This window comes from Anaerorudis cellulosivorans (genome assembly GCF_025943985.1).
GTDB lineage: Bacteria > Bacteroidota > Bacteroidia > Bacteroidales > Dysgonomonadaceae > Anaerorudis > Anaerorudis cellulosivorans.
This window is the reverse complement of sequence record NZ_JAPCWE010000002.1, coordinates 39586-64907: the sequence shown is the minus strand read 5'-3', so window position 1 is coordinate 64907 and position 25322 is coordinate 39586. Positions and strand designations below refer to the sequence as shown.

The following is a 25322-nucleotide window of genomic DNA, read 5'->3' as shown; positions in this document are numbered from 1 at the left end:
AGTTCAGGTATTGCATTTATGCTTTTCGATTTCATCTTTAGCATGGGAGGTCAATTTGTTATTTGAATTTTGGAGCGCCCGTTACCCATCGGGAGCACCTCAATGTGGGTTGAAATTCGTTCTTTTAGCTCTGTCAAGTGCGAAATAACACCAATTATTTTTCCTTCGCTTTGCAAATTCGATAAAGCATTGAGCGCAACGTCAAGGTAATCGGAATCGAGTGTGCCAAAGCCTTCATCGATAAACATGGTGTCGATGCTCATATTTTTACCGGCCATATTGGCCAAACCAAGTGCAAGCGAAAGAGAGACGATAAATTTTTCTCCCCCGGAAAGGTTTTGCGCCGTTCGTTCTTCGCTGTTTTGGAATTTGTCGATGACCGACAGCTCAAAGGGGTTGGAATTGTCACCGGAACGTTTCAGCAGATAGCGGTCGGACATTTTTTGCAACTGTCTGTTCGACAAACTTATCAAATGTTCAAAAGTCAATGCTTGGGCAAAATTGCGGTATTTTTTCCCGTCACCGGAACCAATCAGCTCATTCAGTTTCGCCCATCTGTTGGAAATTGCCTGTTGCTTTTCCTTTTCTTTGAGTTTATTACCACTGATCTTTAAATTTTCGGCATTGGACAGTAAAGTTTGCTTATTTGCTCCAATTCTTTGCGATAACTCGTCCGCCTTCATTTTCCCTTCTTCTCCTTCTGCTTGAAGTTCTTCGTACGATTTTACCGTAATTTTCAATGCTTGTTTTTCTGTCCACTCGTTTTCTTTTTCAGACACAATAGCCCTGTTTTTTTCGAGTTCTGTATTTGCGTCATTCTTTTCTCTTTCGGCATTTACTCTTGCTGCTTCAGCGACTTCAAGCCTTCTTTTCAGCAGATTTTCTTCTTTCTCCACCAATTTATCGCCAAAGATTTCTTGCCGTTGATCAGAAAGTGCTTTCTTTTCTGAATCAATCTGCTGCTTTTCGTTTTGCTTATCGGCAAGCAATTTCCTCAAATTTTCTAATTCTTTTTTATTTAGAGCAATGTCGCTTTTTAGCGTGGTAATTCGGTTCGTTAATTCTTCGGTTTGTTTTTTATTCTCGTTCCAGGCATCGAGGCATCTTTTCAGTCCCTCCATGTTCTCAACGCCATAGTCTTGGAGTTTGACCAGCAAAGAAGCTCTTTCCTTTTCGTATTTATCCTTTGCAGTGGCTGCTAATTCGTGTTTGTCGTTCAATTGTTGTTCAGCTAACTTTTGAGCGGTTTTGGCTTCATTTTTTAATTTTTCAGCTACCTCTTTTTCTCTTTGCAAAGCGGGAATTTCTTTGTCTCGAAGGTTTACCAGTTGTCTTTCGCAATTTACAGCCCGTTCAATTAAGATTGTAACTCCTTTAAGTTGAGTTTGTTTCTGTGCCAGCATTTCCTTCAGTTTCTCCATTTTATTTTCTCCGTCAGGAATCGTAAAATCAGCCTGTATGCTTTTTATTTCGGCGAGTATTTCCTTCTGTTTTTCTAAATTGCCCGATAGATATTTTTCCTCTTTTGCTTTGTTTTTTAAAGCGTTGTCTATATCAGACTTGTATGTCGCAAGTTTTTTTTCGTTCTGTTGAAACGTTTTCGTGATCTCTTGCCATTGTTTTTTTAAGTTTGCCAATTCAATTTCCTTTTCTCCCATTTGTGGAACATTTCCACGAGCAAAAGGGTGTTCCAATGCCCCACAGAGTGGACATTCCTCTCTGTCTTTCAGCGTATGTCGGAGTTCATCCAGACGTTGAATGGTTTTTGTCAGTTTGATATTTTCGTCCAGCAAATTGATTTGGCGATCCAGATTGTCGATGGCCGTTTTGTCCGCTTCAATTTTTTCTGAAAGTTCTTGAATAGTTGATTCGAGTTGTCTTATTTTATCGGTAAAATCATTTATTTCTTTTTGATTGTCAGCAATTACCTGTTCAACCTGAATCAGATTTTTGATTTGATTGTACAGACCGGAAATGTTTTCTTTTTCTGATTGAAGCAAGGATAGCTCCTTCCCGTCCAATATTGCTGCATATTCCTTCTTTTTAGTTTCAAGCTCAATGGTTTTTTCTGCCAAATCCTTTTCCTTTTCTGTGAAAACTTTTGTTGCCTGTTGAAGTGCAGCTTCTTTCGACCGCATATCTTTCTGCAAATTGGTTATTTCAGCGTTCAGGTTTTCGATTTCGTTGAAGGAAGAGACTAATTGATGATTTTCACTTTCAATTGCAGCATAGTTGGAAACCAATTCTTCGTATTTCTTGTTTTCACTTGCCCAATTTTGTTTTTCTTCCAGCATTTTTTTCGCCTTTTCCAAATTCGTATGTTGTGCCTCGAGTGTTTGCGATAATTCTTTTATGTTTTTGTCTAAATCTGAAGTTGTCGTCAAAATGGGGCGCAACAATTTTTCTTTTTCTGAAATTTTGGTATCGAGCTCTCTGACCTTTCTAAATAACGGCTCCAATTCTTTTTGCTTCTCTTTTATAGCCTTTAAAGCCCTTTCCGAAGCATCAAACGCTTCTTTGGTCGTTATGGTTTTCGCTTCCAATTCGGGTAACTTTAACTTTGCTTCTTCGATTTGCTTTTGCAAACTGTACAAATCCGAAAGCCATTTCTTCGCGGTTTCTATTTTTTGCAACCCCTTGTCCAATTGTGTTTTTTCTGCTTCGAAAGCAGCGATTTCATCATTCAGGTTTTTAATTTCTTCTTCCGAAAGAATTTTGATGGCTTCGAGTTCAAACAAAACCTTATCTAATTTTTCTTTTTCCGCTTTGTTTCGTTCAAAAACCTTTCTTGAAATCTCTCCATAGATTTCCGTTCCTGTTATTTGTTCCAAAAGTTCGCCCTTGTCATTTTTATTCGCTTCCAAAAAAGCTGCGAAACTTCCTTGTGCAAGCAATATCACTTTGGTAAACTGATCGAAGGTCAACCCCAAGATTTCTACGATTTTTGTATCGCAAGCACGCAATTGATCGGCTATGATTTTATTGTTTGAATCCACAATCTGACGAACCACCGGCTTTAGATTCCCTGTTTTGGTGCGCTCCTGTTTCCACGATGATTTCCATATTTTACCTGCCACTTCAAAGGTAATTTCCGAACGGCAATCTTTCTCGCCTCTTGTCATCACGGCATTTTCGTTGCCCGAAATTTCCACACGCGGCGTTTTGCCGTACAAAGCCAACGAAATGGCATCCAAAATGGAACTCTTTCCTGCACCTGTCTTTCCGGTAATGGCAAAAAGTCTTTCGTTTGTAAAAACGGGTTGTGTAAAATCAATTTCATTTTCGCCAGCCAGCGAATTGATATTCCTGAATTTGAGTTTCAAAATCTTCATAAGGGCATGTCTTGTATATGCAAACCATCAATAATCTCTTTGTACAATGCTTTCAGTTCTGCTTTTTGCTCGTCAGGAATATTATTTTTTCCCAACAGCTTGTCGAAAACTTCCATTTCGTTGAGTTCGTCCAGCGAATCGGCGGTATCGACTTGTGTCAAAACTTCGTTCAAGTATTGGCGGTTTTGAAGTTTTAGCACTTCAATGTTGGAATTAGCGATTTGTTCGTTCACCCACGAAGACAAATCGGGAAAGATTTCATTCCCGGTGTAAATCACTTCCACCCAGACGGAGACACCGTTTTTTTTCAATTCCGACAAACGTTGAGCGATAAATTTTTTGTCGCCTACGATGGATTCCAATTGCTGAAAAACGGGAATTTCAATGGTTTCAATGTTTCTCCCTTCATTGAATTCAATGAGGTTTACCTGCTTTTTTTGTCCTGCTTCGCCAAATCCCATAGGAATCGGCGAACCGCAAAAGCGAATGTGGCCTTTGATGTCAAATGGAATGTGATAATGCCCAAGTGCAACGTAATCGAACGCATCGGGAAAAATGTCGTTGCCAACCGCTTCGATATTTCCGATGTAGGTTTCGCGCACGCCGTCGTCGTTTCTTTTTCCTCCTGCGACGGGCAAATGTCCCGTTGCTATAATCGGAACGGCGGTGCCTAATTCTTCCCGTTTGTTTTCGGCAAGTCGAGCAATTGCTTCATAGTGCTTTTTTATGTTTTCGTTGATTCGTTTCGAACGATCGGAATAATTCTCCCCTTCCGTAAAACGGCTGATATCCCGTTCCCGCAGGAAAGGGACTGCACAAACAATGGTAAGAGGATTGCCCAACTTGTCTTTAACGACAATCATTTCATCTTCGGGATTTTCAGTCGCATGGCCAATGACAGAAACGTTCAGTGCGGCCAAAATGTCTTTGGGAGCATTCAGGAAACTTGGCGAATCGTGATTGCCACCGACCACAATCACATTTTCGCAACCCGCTTTCCGCACGTTGATCAGAAAGTCGTAATACATTTTTGAGCCGTACTGCTCGGCGATGCCGTGTCGAACACATCGCCTGCAATAAGTAGCAGGTCGATCGCATTTTCCTTAATCGTATCGAGCAACCATGCTAAAAATGCCGTATGCTCTTCCTGCCGTTCTTTTTTGGAATAAAGCGTCCGTCCCAAATGCCAGTCAGAAGTATGTAATATTTTCATCGTTTTATTTTTGGTTGAGTGAGTTGAATTCTTTTGTTAGGTGGGGTTTGTTGGCGGGTGGTGATAAACGGTTGGAGGTATGAAACGTTGGGGAGCTCGGTGCTACCCCTATCAAGATACAACGTACTTTGATGTGAGAACGAAGGCTCAATTTTCCCATCGGATTGTATAATTTCCTGTCGGAGCGAATTCAACCCACTTTCCGTTTATTACTTTTTCTTGTTTAGTTCTATTATTTTCTAAATATAAAGAATACGAAACTCTCCGTTTTCTATATTGAATTTCGACCGAGAATCTTGATTTACCCGGGGGGATTGTTACTGTTTCTATTTGTTTGCTGTACTCGCTTTCACTTTTTATTGAAGCATTCGTGTAGAGGGTCTTCTCTCCATTAAAGTATAATTCGCCATTCCAAATGCCAGATGGAATTTCAACCAAAACGGAATCCGATTCTGTCCAAGCAAATGCATCTTTTTCCGCACTTTCGAAATATGAGGTTTTAACAATATCAATCCCTTTGATAGGGGCAAATGAAAATTCCTGTGATGACGGAACATTAAATGAAAAGGAGGTTCCTTGCTTTATAAAGATTGAGTCACCATCACTTTCATCTATTTTATATTCAATTTTCTTAAAAGTATAACCATGTGATTTTTTTTGATTTACTTGAATTTCTTTTGACTCATTTTCTGATTCAAGTATAATGATGAAGTTGAAATCTTCGCCAGTACTGTTTTCCTTGACAATGATTTTAAGTGATGTATATGAATTACGAATGATACTGAATCCCTTATCTGTCCATATCGCATCCATTCTCCCCAAACTGTCTAATTTCAGAGTGTAATTTTCCCGAATCGGGGAGCCATCTAACGAATAGCTGTTGCCCGAGATATTCACATTGCCACTTTGATTGATTATTCTGGCAATTTTCCAGTCTGGATAGGTAAATGAGATTTCTATCTCTCCACCTTCTCCCTCCATTTCAATCAGCGATGTCGAAGGGTCAATAAGGTTAAATTCATTGTCATGGTCGTCACAAGAATATAAATAGAAAGAAATCAAAATTGTCAGGAAAATATTTAGGTATTTCATTTTTTGTATATTTAAATTTATTGCAATCTTACTCCTTTTGTACTTATTTTCACAATGAATACCAACTCGTTTTACGGTACTGTAAACAGGAAATAAAAGTGCAGTGAATTCGGGAACAAGAGCGCAGTGATTGGCCTTCAAAATTACATATTTTTTTACATATCGTCAAATGGCGATTTTTATTTTCTGCAAACTTATATAAAAATTTCAATAATGAGTCCCCATCAAAAAACTATTTTTCAAAAGTGCGAAAAATTGAGATAATTCGGTTGGGAGAAGATTCAAAATTTGTTCTTTAATGTGATTACGTTATTTTTGATATTTATCCCTATTTATCCATTCCTTTCGTCTCGAATAGCTATAAGAAAAATGCAGGGACTTTTCGGAGTGGACTCATAGCTATATTTTTATTTTTGATACTTGAACAAGGGGCTGTCTCAAAAGTAAGGACAGCCTCTTTTTTTATTGGATAGTGCAATAAAAATATGAGGAAAATATTTGGATGAAAAGATACCGCAAGATTCTCCTGCCCGCCTGGTCAATCCAATAGGCGATAATTTGGATATTGCCCAAATCAATGAAACCTGTAAGGGAGGAGGGACAAGAGCCTATCATCCGCGAATGGGCAGCATACACTGGCAAATGTGCTGTTTTATGGTTCGGCTGTCTTTTACACTGACGGACAACAGGAGGGTGTATGTGACGTGGGGGGATTTGCGGGAACTTTTTTATCAACGTCAAAAAACTTGATAGCGAGAGATGCGCTTTGTCTACATGTAGCTCTCTTTATGGCGTAAGACACTGTGTTAGCGGCTGACTTTATTTTTTGGTTTTACATATTTTAAATCGAGTTTCCCAATCTTTAAAATCTGTTTAGTCCTTGATTTTTCTTCTTTAATTTCTTCTTCTTTAAGTTTTTTCCCAAATATTTCCTCCCATTCTAATTTGGAAAAAGGCATTAATTTCTCTCGCTTTAAAATACCAATTAATCCATCAAAGTTTTCCTTAAAGTTCGGCAATTCCCAATCCTTTGGAACAAATCCAACACAATGATTTGCAAAATGTAATTGTCCAAGAAAATAATCGCCGCTTAAATTCTTTTCTTTTTCACTATCAATTTGTCCATTATCAAATGTATAAAACGCTTCGATGATGACATATTCAATATCCTTTTTGCGCTCTTGCCGTTCGGTCATTGGTAAAACACGAAAATGATAATCCTTATAAATACCCTCGAAATATAAATCTTGATGCAATATAAAAGCATTTTTATCAAGAAAAGCATACTTATCGGAATACAATTTTTTTATCTTTTGTTTCCTCTTAAAATACTCTTCACTTGTAAATCCTACCCCAATAAAAAGAATAATCACACCAACCCAAAGCGACAATCCTATCCACATGGAATTAATTACTGAATTAGTCGGCAATGAAATCAAAAAAAACAATAATCCCAGTATAAATCCACCGCCTATACTATTATTCAAATAATCTTTATAACTACCTTTTCTTATTATTGGAATTTTATTCATTTTTTAAAATTATCTTATGAGAGTGCTCAAATTTACCGCTAACTTTTTTATACACGCTACTCTATAGCGTTTATTTTTTGATTCAAAAATACAAAAACTATTCATTTAATAAACCAAATTTATGAACTTAGCCAATTCATCAAATGGCGATTATATTTCTTTCAAACTATTTTGACTCGCAGAAGTGTGAATCTCAGTAGTTTTTACTGCTTTCATGCCCAAGAAGTTCTCGGATAAATCTTAGATCGGTTACCGACTTCTAAAAAATGAGTAGCAGACGAATGGATGAACTAGTGCAAAATGGCATTTTGCACGATTTTTTCAAGCATTGCCACAGCAACAGCTATTGCAATAGAGATAAACGTAAGTACGATGCATATGGCAAGAAAACCGGCAGGGTCGTCTTCTTTATTGTGAAATATCCTTATATATAATCCGCCCATTGCAATTAGAATGCTTAATGTGATTGCGCAATATTTTATACTTCTTAAAGTCCTTGCCGAGGTTGGTGAAAACAGTTTATTTTGGGCGATATAGCCGAGCAATTGGAAGGCTTTGTACAACGCAACAAAAAAAGCGATGGATGAGGCATATCCATACAAGATGAATGGGTCGAAATAAATGCTGAACAGGTCTAAGTTCTGTGCCCTTCCTTCGGTCAATGGAAACCGAATCATCAGGTAAAGGGTAGCGATACCGATAAGCACGATAACTACCTGAAGGAATAGTATGAGAATTCTTTTCATGATGATTTAATGAATATGAATTATATAGCCCGGGATTGTTTTATTTTAGTTGCCCTTTTAAAAATTGGCGGCGCAAATCTTCATCCAATTTTTCTATGGCATACCGCAACATGGTTCTGGGCATTTCGGCGTAATGTTTCAGCAAAAAAGCCAGTGCTGCTTCTTTGTCCCTTTTTCCGACTTCTCTGAGCATCCATCCCACCGCCTTATGAATCAGGTCGTGATGATGATGCAGCAATATTTTGGAAATTTTGAGTGTGTCGTGGAACTCGCCGCGACGAATAAAATACAACGTGGCAATAATGGCAATCCGCTGTTTCCAAAGGTCGTCGGAGTGAGCAAAGTGGTAAAGCAAATCTCGCTCTCTATCAACCAAGTAAGCCCCCAATAGCGGAGGGGCAGAGGCATCGACCAAATCCCAGTTATTGACAAAAGCTATGTTGTCGAGATACAGGTTCACTATCGAAGTTCTTTCCGATTCGTCCGCTTTCTCAAATTTGTAGCAAAGCATAAAAAGAGCGGTCGATCGGTATTCGTGAATTTCGCTTCTCAAAAATTCTTCCAGTTCATTTAACGTGATTTCCCGGTAATGTTTTTTGGCAATTTTTCGCTGATCGGGAACATTCACCCCTATAAACTTGTCGCCTTCCCCGTATTCGCCCGGTGCCGTTTTGAAAAACCGGAGGTGATGCTGTGCTTTTTCCTTACAAGCCTGTTCGTTTAATTCGGCAATTATGCGTTGCATTAAATTGATTTTATTCATTATCAAGATACGGTTTCTTTTAAAATTTTCCACAAATCTCTGCCCAAATTATGTCGTCTTCGGTTGTCCGAGGTAAATATGACCGGAGATGTGTTTCTCGAATTTTCTCTAGCGATTTTTGTTTTTGACTTCACGAACGACTAGGGGGAATGCCGGGTAGGTCATGTCGTGGCCGTAACCTTGCAGTTCGAACAACCGGGTTTGTTTGTGGCCCACCAGTTTCATCATCCGCGCAAGATAGGCATTCTCTTCGTAGCGCCCCAGCATTTCCAGTTCCCGGTCGCCGGTAATAAGAAGGAGAGGCGGCGCATCTGCTCTGACGTGCCACAGCGGCGCCAACGAATCAATCTGAGGTTGCGTGTCTTTGATGTTGCGTTCGTTACGAATCGTAAAATGGGTAATGGCCTGACCACTCAACGGAATCAGTTGTGCAATGTGGTTGGCATCTATTTCGTATTTTGCCAGGTAATGCTTGTCGAGTCCGACCATCAATGTCAGGTTGCCTCCGGCAGAATGACCCGACACAACGATTTTGGTTCTGTCGCCACCGAATTGTTCGATGTGGTTGAAAACCCAAGCCACTGCAGCCGCTGCATCTTCAATATATTCAGGCGCTTTTGCTTTTGGCGCAAGCCGATAGTTCACGCCAACCACGCAAAAGTCGTTATTCTTCAATGCTTCCGGAATCTCCTTGTTCCCGCCCGTCAGTCCGCCGCCGTGAAACCATACGACAGTTGCAAAACCCTTCTTATTCGTTGGGTAATAGATATCCAGTTTGCAACGCTCGTCGATGTACGCATTTGCTTTCCGTTTCTGCTCCGAATAGTACGGGATGTCGGTTTGGGTTCGATAAATTGTTTCTTGAGCAATTGCCGTCAACGACAAGCTCATTGTCAAAAAAATGAGGACTACCTTAGTCTCAAACCCGGCTGAAAATTTTCTCCTTGTTGCTTTCATAATGACCGCTAAATTAGTCATTTTTTTTAATACAATGAGCAGCATTTTGGGGGAGTACTACCGGGTACTCCATTTTTACGCTGAATTTAGGTAACCATAAAATTTATTAGTTGTCGGTGCATCAATTAAAAAAATTATTCTGTATTTTTACAGATGTAAGAATATCACTGTTTAATACCTCTATACATGAATGAACAATTTAATCGGGAAGAGCTTAACAGGATGAGAAATGATCCGGATAATTACAAATGGGGCTTTTTTTATTATAACCCGAACGATCATAGGATATTTGTACCTAGGAGAAAGGGAATAGGTTTGTCGCTCAATTGGGCTAATCCGTATGCTTATCTGATTATCTTTGGAATTATGCTGTTTGCTGTACTCATGGGGAGATTTTAAAATGAAAAAATCGGCACTGCTTTTTATCGTGAGCATTCTCAGCGGATTTCTATATTCGCAAGTATTGATGGATCCTTTTCAATCGTACGATTTAAGTATCGAATGTGAAACAGGAAAAATATTCGGCACCTTACTGATTCCGAATACAAAAGCCCCCTTCCCGGTTGCATTACTCATTTCCGGTTCAGGACCAACAGATCGAGATGGTAATCAGCCGAACATGAAAAACAACAGTCTGCGCTATCTGGCTGAAAATTTAGCCAGACAGGGTATTGCTACGTTACGATACGATAAACGGCTGATTGGGCAAAGTAAAACCGGGCAGCGCGAAAGCGACATACGATTTGAAGATTACATCAACGACGCTAAAAAATGGATTTCAAGATTAAAGCAAGATGCAAGATTTTCAAAGGTTATCGTAATCGGTCATAGCGAAGGCTCATTGATCGGAATGATCGCAGCCCGGGATGCCAAAGCCGATATGTTTATCTCCATAGCCGGTGTTTCCAAACCTGCCGATGGGGTAATTTTAGAGCAAACGAAAGGTTTGCCGACCCATCTGTACAATGAAACGATTGCTATTCTCGACAGTCTGCGAAATGGTAAGACCGTCAGCCATGTTAATCCGAATTTAGCCGCGTTGTTCAGACCGAGTGTTCAACCGTATATGATAAGTTGGATGAAGTATGATCCTTCCAAAGAAATTCAGCAATTACGCATACCGATTATGATCATTCAAGGCACTGCCGATATTCAAGTCGGCGTCGATCATGCGCGACAATTGGCCGCATCGGCTCCTCGTGCCGAACTGAAAATCATAGAGAATATGAATCATGTACTGAAAATTGTGGAGGCAGACAGAAATAAGAATGTGGCAACCTACATGAACCCCAATTTGCCGATATCGGATGAACTCGTAAAAGCAATTACGGACTTCGTAAAAGTGTCTTGTTCTGAAATACGTTTACAGAAAATGTAAACAAAAATCAGGACGATACAGCTTTTTTGTTTATAAAATCTCACTTTTTTATCTAAATTTGCAAAAATACATGTGATATCCGTTACATAATTTTTTAATAGCGAAAAGTTTCCGGAAAGTTTACAACTGTTATGGATGAAACTATTATTCATCACTTTATAAAAACAAAAACAATGGCGATAATATTACAAAGACAAATTACAAACGAAGAAAAGGGACAAATTCTCGCAAAATTTGGTAGAATATGTTATGCGACCGGACATCAGATTCCTGAAAGCGATGAAATTCATTTTGATCGTAACGCCGGATAAACCCAAAGCAAGCGATACGGCTTATCAAAGATACCGGAAACGCAGGAAGTGCAGGAAGTGCAGGAAGTGCAGGAAGTGCAGAGCAAGAGCAGGCATAGAACCGATAATCGGACATCCAGCAAAAGACTTCCGAATGGAACAGAACTATCTTATGGGCGAAAAAGACATACAAATCAACGCATTATTGACTGCTTCAGCTTGGAATTTGAAGAAAATGACGGAAAAACCCAAAGAGGATTTTTTTGTTTTCATTTTTCGATTACTCTTTCATTAAAACTTTTATGCACTGCCCGATTAAAAACAGACTTTTTAAGGATTGACTAAATAAACTCGCGAATATTTTCAACGACTGATTCGCATTAACAAATAAGGAATTAAACCAACAGATGGGAATTTTATGAAACTAAAGACAAAGGCTGCAGTATTTTTTCTAATCGGGTTTATCTTCTCAGCTGTGTCTAATGCTACTAACTCTGAATATTATTTCAGAAATATGGCTGTTGAAGACGGACTCTCGCAAAACATGGTGTACTCCATTATGCAAGATAAAACCGGTTTTATTTGGTTTGGTACCTTAGATGGCTTAAACAGATATGATGGATTAAGATTTAAAATCTTTAAAAGAAATAACGAAGATCAGTCCAGCATTGGTTCTAATAAGATCATTTCATTACTTCAAGATGCCAATGAGAAAATTTGGGTTGGTACAGCCGACGGAATATATATTTACGATCCGCACTATGAAAATTTTTCCAGATTCGATAAAAAAACGGATCAAGGTGAAAGTGTTAATGGTTTAGTCAGAGATTTAAAAGTAGATGCCGAGGGAAATATCTGGATGGTCGTTCAGGATAAAGGTGTATTTTGTTTAACTATAGATGAAAAATTGGTGAGGTATCCGCTTGAAAATATGAATTTGAGAAAAATGGAGTTCGATTACTACGGAAACGTATGGGTAGCAACTTATGGACGAGGATTACTCAGCATCGATCCTAAATCATCGGAGGTGCATGAATTCTTAATTGACGAGAAAAAAAAGAAAGTCTCTGAAAATTATATCAACACTATTTTATCGTTAAACTCTAAGTATTTGTTAGTGGGAACTGTAACTCGAGGTGTACAAAAATTCGATTTGCAGGAAAAAATTTTCACTCCCTTTTTGGAGAAAGGACATGATGGCCATCCTCTTTTTGTACGATGCATGATAAAAACAAAAAATCAAGGATTGTGGATTGGAACTGAAGAAGGTATTTTTATTTATGATTTGAAAACCATGGAATTTGTAAATCTACGACATTTTCATAATGATCCCTATTCCATATCCGACAATGCCATTCACAGTCTGTATCAGGATAGAGAAGGAGGAATATGGATTGGTACTTTTTTTGGAGGAGTGAGTTATTTTAATGATTCCTTTTTGCACTTCGAAAAATATTATCCAATCATCGGTAAAAATTCGATAAGTGGAAAGAGTATCAGTGAGTTTTGTGAAGATGGGGAAAAAAACATCTGGATTGGAACAGAAGATGCCGGCCTCAATAAATTTAATCCTGTCACAAAGGTTTTTACTAAAAGTCCCGTCCTATCCAAAAATATTCACTCATTACTATACGACAACAACAAATTGTGGATCGGAACATTTTCCGATGGGCTTTATGTAATGAATCTTCTCACACAAAAGGTAACTTCTTACAAGAATTCGACGTCGGCCAATTCCATAAAAGACGACAATATTTATTCGATCTATAAAGATTCGTCGGGCAAAATATGGATCGGATCGATGACCGGACTACAATATTACGATCAAAAAACCGATAATTTCAAGCGAGTTCGTGAACATCAAATAACCAGTCAGGTGAATGATATTCTTGAAGATTACAAGGGCATCGTATGGTTTGCTACTATCGGCGATGGGCTTTTTTCTTACGACAGGTTTTCTGACGAATGGCAACATTATTCATCGCAGGTAGATATTGCCGACGATACCGGAAAATCGATTATTTGCTTATTGCAGGATAAAAAAAACAGACTTTGGATAGGCACTGAAGGAGCAGGACTCTGCCGATTTGATCCAGAAAAGAATTCTTATTCTACAGTTGTCACATCTAATAACGGCCTGCCGAATGATGTTATCTATAAATTAATTGAAGATTCTAACGGATATATTTGGGGAAGTACCAACAAAGGGCTTTTCAGGTTGGACAGCGAAAATCTGGATGTGAGGATATATACTCATTCAAACGGCTTATTGGGAGATCAGTTTAATTATAAATCAGGTTTTAAAGGTCATGACGGTAAACTCTATTTTGGAGGAGTTAAAGGATTTGTGGCTTTCATACCGAATAACCTGAAAATTAATGAATATATTCCTCCAGTCGTTTTAAATAGTTTTCAAGTTCAGAACAAAGAAGTATCTTTAACGAATGAAAAAAAGCTGTTGAATAAATCCATTACCTATGCCAATACAATTAATATTCCATACCATGCTTCGATATTCAGCATAGGTTTTGCCGCTCTAAGCTATATCTATCCTAACGGAAACAGGTACGCCTACAAATTGGAAGGACGCGATAACGATTGGATCGAGGTTGACCAAACACATCAAGTCAATTATTCCGATCTTCCGCCAGACAATTATGTTTTCAGAGTGAAAGGTGCAAATAGCGATGGGGTTTGGAATGAAGAAGGAATATCCTTAAAAATAAACATTCTGCCACCTTGGTATAGAACTTTTTGGGCTTACTTGTTTTATTTCTTGATGATTAGCGCTTTGGTTTACTACAGCATACATCGATATGTGCAAAATGCGAAACGCCGAAATGAGTTGCTGCTCGAAGAGCTGGAAAACACTAAAGAAAAAGAAATATATGAGGCGAAGATTGAATTTTTTACCCGGATCACTCACGAAATAAGAACTCCCTTAAGTTTAATTAAAATCCCATTGGAAGAGGTTATGAAAGATATTGATAAAGGTAATACCAATTGGGAAAATCTTATCGTTATGCAACGTAATGTCGATCGATTACTGAAATTAGTTAACGAACTTATGGATTTTAGAAAGACTGAAGCTCAGGGACTAAATTTAAATTTTATTCACGCTGATGTGATAAGTCTTATTCGAGATGTCATAAATGAATTTAAACCGAGTATCGATGCCAAAGGAATTTCATTAAGCACCTTTTTTTCAAGTGATAGTTTTTATGCCGATGTCGATCAGGAAATTTTTACTAAAATATTGAGTAATTTATTTTCGAATGCCTTAAAACATTCTTTGCATACGATCGAAGTCAATTTTAGTTACGACGAAAAAAACTTCGAACTGAAAATTAGTAATGATGGGGATACTATTCCCGATCAATTTGTGGACAAAATTTTCGAGCCTTTCTTTAAATTAAATAAAAATATACCGGGAACGGGCATCGGGCTGGCTCTGGTAAAATCGTTAGTGGAATTGCATAAAGGCATCATATATTGTAACAATTCGGAGGCAAATAAAACTACTTTTGTTATGATTCTACCTAAAAATCAGGAGTATATGGTAAAAATAGAGAAAGATTATCCACGAGAAATAGAACATGACGACATAGAAAGCTCTGTAGCGAACCCGACAGTTTATTCCGATAAGACAGTTCCAATCATTCTTGCCATCGATGACAATGAAGAATTCCTGCAATTTCTGACTAAACAACTTTCTAAAAAATATCGTGTAATACAAGGTAGAAATGGCCTTGAAGCATTAAATATCATGGATAAAGAAAATATCGACATTGTTATTTGTGATATAATGATGCCACAGATGGATGGATTGGAATTTTGTAAAATGATGAAAACGGATTTAAAATATAGCCATATACCTATTATTTTATTAACAGCAAAAACTAATTTGGAGTCTAAAATTGAAGGATTGAATTATGGTGCCGATGAATATATCGAAAAACCCTATTCGATCGATTACTTGATGGCTCGAATTGAAAATCTGCTCGAGAACAGAAGAAAAATAAGAGAAACATTTCGAAATTCGCCCGAGTTTGCCTATCAAAGCATTACTTATTCAAAAACCGATAAGGAATTTCTTCAAAAACTAATCGATATTATTCATAAGCATTTGGACGCACCTGATTTAGACATAGATAAACTGTCCCAGGAAATGGCTATGAGCAGAGCAACTCTGTATCGTAAGATAAAGAATGTGTCCGAATTGTCCCCTAATGATTTTATCTTGCTTATTCGGTTGAAAAAGGCAGCAGAACTGCTTAAGCAAAAAAAATATCAGATCAACGAAATCGCCTATATGGTCGGTTTCAATTCTCCAAATTATTTTTCAAAGTGCTTTTATAAACAATTTGGTGTTCTCCCGAAAGATTTTTAGTGCCTATATTCCCGGTAGCCTTAATTATTTTGATACAATTTTATTCTTTTCTGAAACGATTTTACACCCCTTCTGTTATAAATCTTCTCACTTTTGTGTTGGTTAATTTGACTTATTTAAAATTCCAATAAATTTTTAATTGTGAAAATGTTTTTTTCATGTATTTGGATATTTAAAATCATATTTTTTTAATTTGATAACTTTTATGCCTATGGAAAAACGAATTTGTAGATCTCTTAAAAAAAGAATAATTGTAAAAAAGTAATTCTGTCTGTATTTTATGCTAGCTATTTTTAGCTTGAAAAATTGCGTGTAAATGAATATAATGAATAAATTTTAATTTAATTATGTCAGTATGAATAACATAAATCTTCAAAGTGATGATTTAGTCATCCCGATAGTAAGTAGTCGTTTTTGTAGAATAGCACTAATAACAATCATTTTGCTATGCATATGTGTATTCTATTTGTTATCATCATCAGATTATTCTCAAATAATTCCCTTAGCCGAAAAGAAATCTGAATTGCAAAAAAATCCCAGTGAATTAACTATTCTCCAACAACAAAAAAAACGCATCACAGGTATTGTAGTTGACGCAAATAAAGTGCCTATTATTGGCGCAAATATTGTTGAAGTTGGTACCACTAATGGTACAGTGACTAATGCAGATGGAGAGTTTTCATTGGATGTAGAAAATAATGCTGTCATCCGTATTACCTACATTGGTTACAGGGAACAAGAAATAAATACATCCGGTAAGACGAATTTTCAGATTATTATGCAAGAAGATGCCCAAGCTCTGGAAGAGGTGATAGTAACCGGGGTTGCAAAAGGAATGTCAAAAGAAAAGCTGTCTTTTACTGTTGAAAAAATTAATAATGAATCCATTAAAGAGGTTCCAGGAGTAAATGTGGCTACAGCTTTATCAGGAAAGATGCCGGGGATTAAGGTATTTTCTACTACCGGAAATCCTATGGATGAGCCAATCATTCAATTAAGAGGCACGACATCATTCACAGGGGTTACTCAACCGCTCATTATCGTAGATGGTATTATCACATCGGGCGTATTAAAAGATATTAATATGGAAGATGTTGATAACATCGAAGTAATTAAAGGGGCTGCAGCAGCTTCATTTTATGGATCAAAAGCGGCGGGAGGTGTTGTAAATATAACTACCAAAAGAGGACGAGATTTGAATAGTGGAGTATCGAGAGTATCCTTAAAGACGGAAATTGGATCCAACTGGGTTGGCTTTCTTCCTGAAAGAACAACGGCTCATGGTCACAAAGTTGATGAGAATGGCGATCCGATCAGAGGTATTCTTGATGATGATTGGGTTTGGGATAACAAATATAATATGAATCATAATTCGTATGATGATTTTTTTGTTCCGAGAGTATTTAATTCAACAACAGTTGGTTTAACCAGTCGAAGTCGTGATGGCGATATGAATTATTATACTTCTATTCAGTATACTCATAATCCTGGCGTGATACGCATGCTTAAAGGCGTAGAAAGATATAGTTTTCGAGTTAATTTGGATCATAAAATTTCGGACATGGTTTCTTTGAATACATCTAATTTATATGTTAGGACTATAAATGATCGCAGATCGGTAAATTTTGATGATATTTATTATGCTGATCCGAATGCCGATTTTTTTGCAAAGAATTTAGATGGAACTCCTTTCAAAGTAAATCCAAATATAGTTTCCACGCGCAACAATATTAATCCCTTGTATGATATCAACAATAAAATACAGCGTGGCACAGCCAATCGTTTTCTTGGTAATTATGGGGTTAGATTTATACCTACTGAGTGGTCTACTTTTAATGTTAATTATAATATTGACTATTTTCATTATCAGGATGAGGATTTGATACCTAAAGGTCGACTTATGGTAAATTATCCGGATGGCAGTATCCGTGAAGAAGGGTATGTATACAAAGGATCTGGAAATACCTTCAAACATAACTTTGAAGCCAGTTGCTTGTTGACCAAATCTTTTAATAATTTAGACGCGACATTTAGAGTGCAATATTTATATGAAGATGAGAAATCGGAGGGACTATGGGGTAATGGTTCAAAACTGGCTGTATCCGGAATGAATAATACTTCTCTTGAACTTGCTGCTCCAGAAACTCGAGATCATTCGTCGTGGGGGAGTAGAATTGTTTCTAACAGTTACAGCGCTATAGGAAATTTAGATTATAAAGGCAAATACATTATCGACGGTTTAATACGCCGAGATGGTGCCTCAGTAATTGGAGAGGATAATATGTGGCAAACCTATTATCGGGTATCGGGAGCATGGAATATAACAGAAGATTTTAAGATTCCTTATTTTCAAATGTTGAAACCCCGTATTTCGTATGGTACAGCAGGTATTCTCCCTGATTATGGTGCAAAGTATGAAACTTTTACATTAAGTGATGGTACTCTTTATGGGGGAGCTCAATTAGGGAATAAAAAATTAAAACCAGCTTTATCGCAAGAATTAGAGACGGGTATTGATATGCGTTTTTTAAATCGTTTTGATTTATCATTTACTTATTCGCATAAACGTAATACAGATTTGCCTTATGTAATGGCTGTTTCCGGAGTTACCGGTTTTCAATATCAAAATATTAATATTGGTGAGTTTTTTGTTCATAATTATGAAATATCATTGAATGCAAATATTCTTCAAAAGAAAGATTGGAGTTGGGATGCGACCTTAACATGGGACAAATTGGATGAATATGTGGGCGAGTTGGGCCGCCCCGACTTCAATGTTGGCTATACCAAAGTTGCATCTAACGAAAGATATGGAAATCTTTATTCAAGTAAATTTGCCACATCTTTAGATCAAGTCAAAACCAGTAAACTCATAAAACCTGGACAAAGTGTTGAAGATGTATTTACCATAAATAATTATGGCTTTGTAGTTCGAAAAGATATGATTGGGACGCGTGATGAAGCAAAAATGTATGTTCTGGATGAATATGGAAATAATTCTCAAAACGAATTTATGGGTAATATGCTTCCCGATTTTAATATGAATTTGATAAATATCCTTAGTTACAAGAATTGGATGTTTTATTTCACTCTTTCTTGGCAAGAAGGCGGGGTATTGTATAATAATACAAAAGTTTATATGTCATCTGCAGGCAGAAATGCAGCATTCTGGGATATGTCAGTCAGACCCTGGGAACAAAGGAAACCCATGACCTATTTAAATCAACATGCACGAGCCTCTTTTACGGAAGACGCGACCTTTTTAAAATTGCGTGAAATGTCGTTAAATTATAATGTAACAAAGAATCAATTGCAAAAATGGGGTATCTCTTTTTGTAAAGGAATTAAATTAGGGTTAATCGGTCGAAATTTGTTTACATTAACAAATTATTCAGGTCCTGATCCGGAAACCAGAACCATAGAAAATAATACGTTGAACGGATCCGATACGCCAAAGTATCCTTCAGATATCAGAACGCTAACAGGTACAGTATCATTTGAATTTTAAACTGGACTTAAGTTTAGGGTTTATTTAATAATTATTAGAATTTAAACAGATGAAAAAAATAGTATTTACAAGCTGTTTCATATTAACGATTTTACTCGGATGTGAACCATATTTTTCTGGTTTAGATATTAAAAATGACCATCAACCAGATATTGAAACCGTCATGGGTGATATAAATCAATATCCTTCTTTGATTGGAGGAGCATACAACAATTGGTGGCATCACATGTTAGGAGCTTATGATGGCGATACGTGGATATTGGCAACCAATTCGGATGCCTATACTGCTGGAGCTGGGAATTGGGATCTTCAAGTATATTATTATAGGCGTAACTATGAAAAACCTATGATACCGAATACGGACAAAAATGCAGGTTTTCCCAAAACCCTTTGGTATAATCATTATAGCAAGATCAGTACGGTACGAAATATGCTTGCCATGATATCCAATAAAGGGTTAATATTTAAAGAAGATAATAAGGATCAGACATATAAAATATTAGCCAATTGCTATTTTCTGATGGGGGCTTTCTATACTGAATTGAGTTTACTTTTTGATAAATGTTTTATAATCACTGAAGAGACCGATTTGCAGAAAATTACTGTCGATGATATTAGACCTGCCTCCGAAGTGAAAGAAACCGCACTTAGCTATTTGGATAAATGTATTGAATTGTGCAATAGCCATAATTTTTCCAATTTTACGGGGTTATTGCCTTTAGATGCTGTTGGTGATAATATAAAATTACGTCAATTTGCCAAATTTATGGCAGCAAGAGCTATCGCCTATCAACCCAGGACAAAGGCGGAATACGCTGACATCGATTGGGAGAAAGTCAAAAACTATATTTCAGAAGGATTGACTATGGATATAAAAGCCGTCTTGCCAATGCAAGGTTGGCAAGAATGGTCTTATGCTGCGGCTTCGTGGCCGGGGGGTAATCAATGGGGTCGAGTGGGTTTACGGGTCATTAATATGATGGCTTATCCGAATGATCCAGGCGCTATCTGGCCTTTGCCAATCGATTTTGGACAAGGACAAACCTTGCCAGAAGCTAATTCTCCTGATTATAGATTAGGTACTGATTTTGTATACTATCCATCAGTGAATACTCCAACAGGAGGTTTGTCCTATGATGGTTATAGCAAATATAGTTCGTATGTATTAAATCGTTTTTCCGAATCAGGTCAGCCGTCAGGTGAAGGCGAGCTCTACTTCCTTACAAAAGCAGAATCAGATCTGTTATATGCAGAGGCAGCTTTACATACGGGTGATATTTCAAAAGCAGTTGAGTTAATAAATAATACTCGTCAAAAAAGGGGAAAATTAAATGATATCAATATTAATTCTACGAGAGAGGCTATATTGGAAGCCATTTTTTATGAACGCTTTGTAGAATGTGGATATGCCTATACTGCTACCCCATTTTATGATCGGAGACGTACTCCTATTGATAAATTTCAGCTTACCACTCGATCTTTTCGTCAATTGCCCATTCCTGTATTGGAGCTTAGTTTTTATGGCTTGGAGACCTATACTTTTGGAGGAGAATTAGAAGCTTATGATGAATACGAATTTTAAACTGATGAACTTATGAAAACAATAAAATTAACATTTCTTTTTTCATTACTTTTTTTAGTGGCATCTTGTGATAGAAGTGGAATATTTGAGGAATTTCAACAAGCTATCCCATGGGAATTTCATGTGGTGGTTTACAGTGATGATAATATGACACAAACAGTTGCCGATGCAACGATCAATATCTATAAGAATCAGGCTGATCGTGATAATAATATCAACGTCTTTTTAACTAAAAAAAGCGATAAAAATGGCGAGGCCGTTTTTCTGCTGAAAGATTTCGAACCTTCTTCTGATCCGCAGAAGGCAAAGGGTTTTTATTATTTAAAAGTAGAAAAAGACGGAATAATAAAGAATGATATCACTCGTTATCTTTTGATGAATGATGGACATACTTATCATTACATCATTTTAAAAGCAAATTAGACTTTTTTACTATCCTAATTATTGATGCAGAGTGAAAGTCCACATTGCTAATGATGGAATGGTTTGGTATAAGAGTTGCGTAATGAAATAGGGTGACAAATTGTTGTCAAAAAATTACATAATGGGTTATTCTGGATTTGTAAATTTTAGCAAGTCCAAACGGAACCAATATAAATCGAGATTCTTTGATGAAATTATTTCTGAATAAATTTGCAGGAACGCTATTGCCTACTACTATTGTTTTCCTGTTCGTTTCGTTATCCAGTGGCAAAGGGACCGATATTCCGACTACAAAGGGTAGAAAAGCTGAAACCCTTACCGTAAAAGTCGCAGTTGTCGTTCAAGATCCCGTGATTCCAGGAACCAACAAACGGTTGCACGAGTATTTTAAAACACCCGGATATACTTTTCAATGGCATAATCCATGGGAGTTAACTGCTGCTTATGCCGATACGTTACAGGCTATCAGTAACGATGTGATCAAATATGAGATCGTTGAAATTTATGACGATAGTATATTCTTTTCAAAATTTAAGGACAGCGACGAATTGTTTTCCTTGAATGACGTGGTAAAATATCTCGGAGAGCCTGGCTGGAAATCATTTAAGGAGAGGGGGACTACCTTTGATTATAACGCGTTCATTCACTATTATGGCTTTGGGGAAATGCGAGATAAGGGCGAAATTAATGAGGTTTGGGTATGGACATTTCCCTATGCAGGCATGTGGGAATCTACTTATTGCGGGAAAGGAGCATTCTGGTTGAACTCTGAACCAGTTGAAAATCCATCGAATGAACTCCTTCTAACGATTATGGGATTAAATTATGAGCGAGAAATATCGTTGGCTCTTGAAAGTTACGGTCATCGTTTCGAATCGGTCATGCGAAAAGTTTATGGTCGTTGGGATTATAGCCAGCCTTATTCCCGAAAAAACAACTGGGAACTTTACACCACTTACGATAAGGTATTACCTGGACACGCCCACATAGGAAATATCCATTTTCCACCTAATGGACAACAAGATTACGACGTTAAAAATCAATTGGAAGTTTCAACAGCTGCTGATACTTGGGCCAATTATCCCAATATAGAAAACGAACGCAGGCGTAAAGTAAATTGTTCTGAATGGGATTGTTCACACTTGGGATATATGTGCTGGTGGTTCCGACATATTCCACATTATAAAGGTATTAATCCGAATGACGGGAAACTTAACAACTGGTGGCATTATGTAGTGGACTACAACGATGCCATCAAAAAACAAACTGTGAATTAAAATATGAAAATTTCAAAAACCCTGCTGAACTTTATCTTTTATATTTTTTGCGTTTTTCCATTACTGTATGGACAATCATTAGAATCAATACAGTTTGATAAAGCCAATCATTTGATGATCCAATCTATCGAACCTAACATCATATTGTCTGAGGAATTGCCCCTTGTTTCGTACCAAATCGATGAAATGGAATACTCGACTGCTTTTCCTTCTGAAATGATGGATATCTCTTTTTCAACAGAACCATTTGAATATGGAATTAAAGGAATTATCAGCTTTAAAAACACTTCTACCGATACGATCCGTTTACATAACGTTGTACCGTTAGGTCGAAGTGAAGAACATGTGTATATTACAGGAAAAGGCTCGCATGGCCTCTCTCGTTCGCATCTCTTTCGACCCGGTTATCAACCTCTAAACGTCATTTTACCAGATAATGCATGGGAGTTGGGATTTACCTGTGGTAAGGTCAACAATGAAAAAAATATAGTTGCATTGGTCAGACGAAATAATAAAAGTTTGAAAAATGGAAAGTTAAGACGTTTTGAAACAATTTTATATCCTGGGGGATCCGTTTCCTACGACTTTTGGATGGACGCTTATGAGGGTGAGTGGCAGGAAGGATTGCGCCTGATGTTTCAAAAAAGATTGCTTTATGATATTCCTGTTGGCACATTCGATAATTCATTGTTTGAAAGAGAAGATTTAAAATGGATTCGAAATTGTTATGCGGCAAATTTGATGATGGCATGGGATAAACGTTTTTATGATTACAAAGACAGCTCATATCATGTCAGAGATTATCTCGAAAGAATGAAAAAATTAATCGGAGGCTACGATGTGTACGGTATCTGGCCAACATGGCCTGCTTTAGGAATGGACCAGCGAAATCAATGGGATATGTTTCGCGACTTGCCGGGAGGATATCGGAAATTAAGAGAAATTTCGGATTTGAGCCACGAACTTGGAACATATTTTTTTATTTGTTATAATCCGTGGGACGAAAGTACCCGTTCTGCAGAAGGCCATTTTGATGGGATGACCACCATTGCAAAAATGGTGAATGTCGACGGTTTCGTTCTCGATACGAGAGGGAGTTCGAGCAACGAACTTCAAGATGCTGTTGATAAAGCTCGTCCTGGTGTGGTCATGTACAGCGAAGGTATGGCTGTCCCTAAAGACATGCAAGGTATTCCGTCGGGTAGGGTGCACAACGCACTCTATTATCCTCCGGTTCTTAATTTAAATAAATTTATAAAGCCGGATTTCGCGATATTTAGAGTAGCAGAGGAAGCCCGCGAACCTATCCGAAGAGAATTTAATCTTTCTTTTTTCAACGGGTACGGCACCGAAATAAACAGCTTTCCTCCCGGCAGGTTTGAATGGTCGGACGAACAACTACGATATTGGGGTAAATTGCTGCAAATTCAGAGAGAAAACAGCAGTAATTTTTTGCAATATTCGTATACCCCCTTGCTCCCAACGCTTGTCGATAGCATTTATGTCAACCAATGGCCTTCCGATTCAAAAACTATTTATACGGTTTACAATCTTCATCCTGAAGGTTTTTCCGGAAATCTATTTGAAGATAGTTTGATTGATGACTCCACCCATTTTGTGGATTTATTTCATCACGAAGAAATCGAATTGAATAGGGAACAGGATAAAAATTACATTCCTGTCAAGATAGACGGCTTTAATTCCTTTGACTTAGGAACAAATAACGAAAGTTCCGTAACGGCAATTGCACAATTTCAAAAAGTTCTTTCGGTGGAACTTAAACCGGCTGTAGATAGCTTGATATTTTCTAGCGAAAAAGGAGACAGCATAAAAATATGGGCAGGAGATCCTTCATATGAGAAAACACCAGCTGTATTCGGCACTCAAGAACAATCCATCAAGCTGTTATCCCACTTTCCCGATTACGAAGGGAAATTCGTCGTTCAGGCTTTCAAAAATAGTCAAATCATAGACGAAAGGGTGATAATGATCATTCCCGGCACCGCGCGACTCATCTCCGAATCGAAAACAACGCCCAAAGCAAGCAAAGCTCCCGAAGGAATGGTTGTAATTCCGGCCGGAATATTCCAATGCGACAATTATCGTACCGGAGATTCTTTCATTCCTTATCCTGAAAATTTAACTTCTAAAGGACAACAGGTAAAAATGCGAAAATTCTTTATGGATAAATTTCCTGTTACCAATAAACAATATAAAGAATTTTTAGATGCTACCGGTTATCAGCCTATCGATACAACGAATTTTCTCAAACATTGGCAAAATAATCAAATCCCCAATGGTGAGGAAAACTATCCTGTGGTATACGTTACACTCGAAGATGCACAACAGTATGCGAAATGGGCAGGGAAGCGACTTCCCACAGAAATGGAATGGCAATATGCAGCTCAAACGGAGAAAGGTAATGAATGGCCATGGTTACAGAAAACTCCGGTAAAAAGAATAGAAGAATCCATAACCGAAACCCTTTCAGTATGGAAATTAACGGGGATCGAACCCGATAGATGTAATTTGGGAGATGGTTCACCTTATCCTGTCGGGAAATATCCTAAAGGGAAAAATCCATATGGTTTATATGATTTGGTTGGCTGTGTATGGCAGTTAACTAACGATGTTTACGATAATACTACCTACAGATATATCATGGTAAAAGGAGGAAGTTATTTTATGCCGTCTTCAAGTTTTTGGTATGTTCAAGGCGGACCCCGAGAGCTCAATTATAGGCAATATTTACTTAGGGTATCCCCTTCTTTCGAAAGAAAAGCAACGGTTGGATTTCGTTGTGTAAAAGACGCTTTATGAGAAGAATGAATTTATTCAT

17 protein-coding genes and 1 pseudogene are annotated in these 25322 nt (G+C 37.5%); 11 read left to right on the top strand and 7 right to left on the bottom strand.

Features of this window, described 5'->3' with window-relative positions; all coding sequences use genetic code 11:
- Nucleotides 1-50: 50 nt before the first annotated feature.
- The 3 genes and pseudogenes from OLM34_RS01135 to OLM34_RS01120 form a co-directional block, all read right to left on the bottom strand.
- Complete coding sequence (locus OLM34_RS01135; RefSeq protein ID WP_264404633.1) at nt 51-3332, bottom strand: SbcC/MukB-like Walker B domain-containing protein; 3282 nt, start codon at nt 3330-3332, stop codon at nt 51-53.
- Nucleotides 3332-4537, bottom strand: a pseudogene (locus OLM34_RS11450) (metallophosphoesterase family protein); the annotation flags it as partial. The pseudogene OLM34_RS11450 and the gene OLM34_RS01135, both read right to left, overlap by 1 nt.
- 155 nt (nt 4538-4692) lie before the next feature.
- Entirely contained in the window at nt 4693-5778 is a 1086-nt protein-coding gene (locus OLM34_RS01120; RefSeq protein ID WP_264404631.1) for a hypothetical protein, read from the bottom strand.
- Nucleotides 5779-6135: 357 nt separating this feature from the next.
- Here OLM34_RS01120 and OLM34_RS01115 point away from each other — a divergent pair, with 357 nt between their 5' ends.
- Entirely contained in the window at nt 6136-6387 is a 252-nt protein-coding gene (locus OLM34_RS01115; RefSeq protein ID WP_264404629.1) for a hypothetical protein, read from the top strand.
- 56 nt (nt 6388-6443) lie between these two features.
- Here OLM34_RS01115 and OLM34_RS01110 read toward each other — a convergent pair whose 3' ends face one another.
- From OLM34_RS01110 to OLM34_RS01095, 4 genes are all read right to left on the bottom strand, one after another.
- Nucleotides 6444-7169 carry a hypothetical protein gene (locus tag OLM34_RS01110; protein ID WP_264404628.1) on the bottom strand — a complete coding sequence of 242 codons (726 nt, stop codon included), beginning with the start codon at nt 7167-7169 and terminating at the stop codon, nt 6444-6446.
- A 290-nt stretch (nt 7170-7459) separates the two neighbouring features.
- Nucleotides 7460-7915 carry a DUF2975 domain-containing protein gene (locus tag OLM34_RS01105; RefSeq protein ID WP_264404626.1) on the bottom strand — a complete coding sequence of 152 codons (456 nt, stop codon included), beginning with the start codon at nt 7913-7915 and terminating at the stop codon, nt 7460-7462.
- Between the two features lie 40 nt (nt 7916-7955).
- Nucleotides 7956-8678 carry a DNA alkylation repair protein gene (locus OLM34_RS01100; RefSeq protein WP_264404623.1) on the bottom strand — a complete coding sequence of 241 codons (723 nt, stop codon included), beginning with the start codon at nt 8676-8678 and terminating at the stop codon, nt 7956-7958.
- Between the two features lie 108 nt (nt 8679-8786).
- Nucleotides 8787-9569: an alpha/beta hydrolase gene (locus tag OLM34_RS01095; RefSeq protein WP_264404832.1), complete on the bottom strand. Its 783-nt coding sequence runs from the start codon at nt 9567-9569 to the stop codon at nt 8787-8789.
- 252 nt (nt 9570-9821) lie between these two features.
- Here OLM34_RS01095 and OLM34_RS01090 point away from each other — a divergent pair, with 252 nt between their 5' ends.
- The 10 genes from OLM34_RS01090 (at nt 9822) to OLM34_RS01045 (ending at nt 25303) form a co-directional block, all read left to right on the top strand.
- Nucleotides 9822-10034, top strand: coding sequence for a DUF5808 domain-containing protein (locus OLM34_RS01090; RefSeq protein ID WP_264404621.1), 213 nt, complete (start codon nt 9822-9824; stop codon nt 10032-10034).
- 1 nt (nt 10035) lies between these two features.
- A complete protein-coding gene (locus tag OLM34_RS01085; RefSeq protein WP_264404620.1) occupies nt 10036-11013 on the top strand; it encodes an alpha/beta hydrolase in 978 nt (325 codons plus the stop codon).
- A 131-nt stretch (nt 11014-11144) separates the two neighbouring features.
- On the top strand, nt 11145-11324 hold the full coding sequence (locus tag OLM34_RS01080; RefSeq protein ID WP_264404619.1) for a hypothetical protein: 180 nt from the start codon (nt 11145-11147) through the stop codon (nt 11322-11324).
- Between the two features lie 133 nt (nt 11325-11457).
- Nucleotides 11458-11598: a hypothetical protein gene (locus tag OLM34_RS01075; RefSeq protein ID WP_264404617.1), complete on the top strand. Its 141-nt coding sequence runs from the start codon at nt 11458-11460 to the stop codon at nt 11596-11598.
- 123 nt (nt 11599-11721) lie between these two features.
- Nucleotides 11722-15693, top strand: a complete 3972-nt coding sequence (locus OLM34_RS01070) for a hybrid sensor histidine kinase/response regulator transcription factor (protein ID WP_264404616.1) — start codon at nt 11722-11724, stop codon at nt 15691-15693.
- A gap of 355 nt (nt 15694-16048) precedes the next feature.
- Nucleotides 16049-19201, top strand: a complete 3153-nt coding sequence (locus OLM34_RS01065; RefSeq protein ID WP_264404615.1) for a SusC/RagA family TonB-linked outer membrane protein — start codon at nt 16049-16051, stop codon at nt 19199-19201.
- Between the two features lie 49 nt (nt 19202-19250).
- Nucleotides 19251-20783: a RagB/SusD family nutrient uptake outer membrane protein gene (locus OLM34_RS01060; protein ID WP_264404614.1), complete on the top strand. Its 1533-nt coding sequence runs from the start codon at nt 19251-19253 to the stop codon at nt 20781-20783.
- A 12-nt stretch (nt 20784-20795) separates the two neighbouring features.
- Nucleotides 20796-21206, top strand: coding sequence for a hypothetical protein (locus OLM34_RS01055; RefSeq protein WP_264404613.1), 411 nt, complete (start codon nt 20796-20798; stop codon nt 21204-21206).
- A 188-nt stretch (nt 21207-21394) separates the two neighbouring features.
- On the top strand, nt 21395-22483 hold the full coding sequence (locus tag OLM34_RS01050; RefSeq protein ID WP_264404611.1) for a hypothetical protein: 1089 nt from the start codon (nt 21395-21397) through the stop codon (nt 22481-22483).
- Between the two features lie 3 nt (nt 22484-22486).
- A complete protein-coding gene (locus tag OLM34_RS01045; RefSeq protein WP_264404609.1) occupies nt 22487-25303 on the top strand; it encodes a formylglycine-generating enzyme family protein in 2817 nt (938 codons plus the stop codon).
- Nucleotides 25304-25322 lie beyond the last annotated feature (19 nt).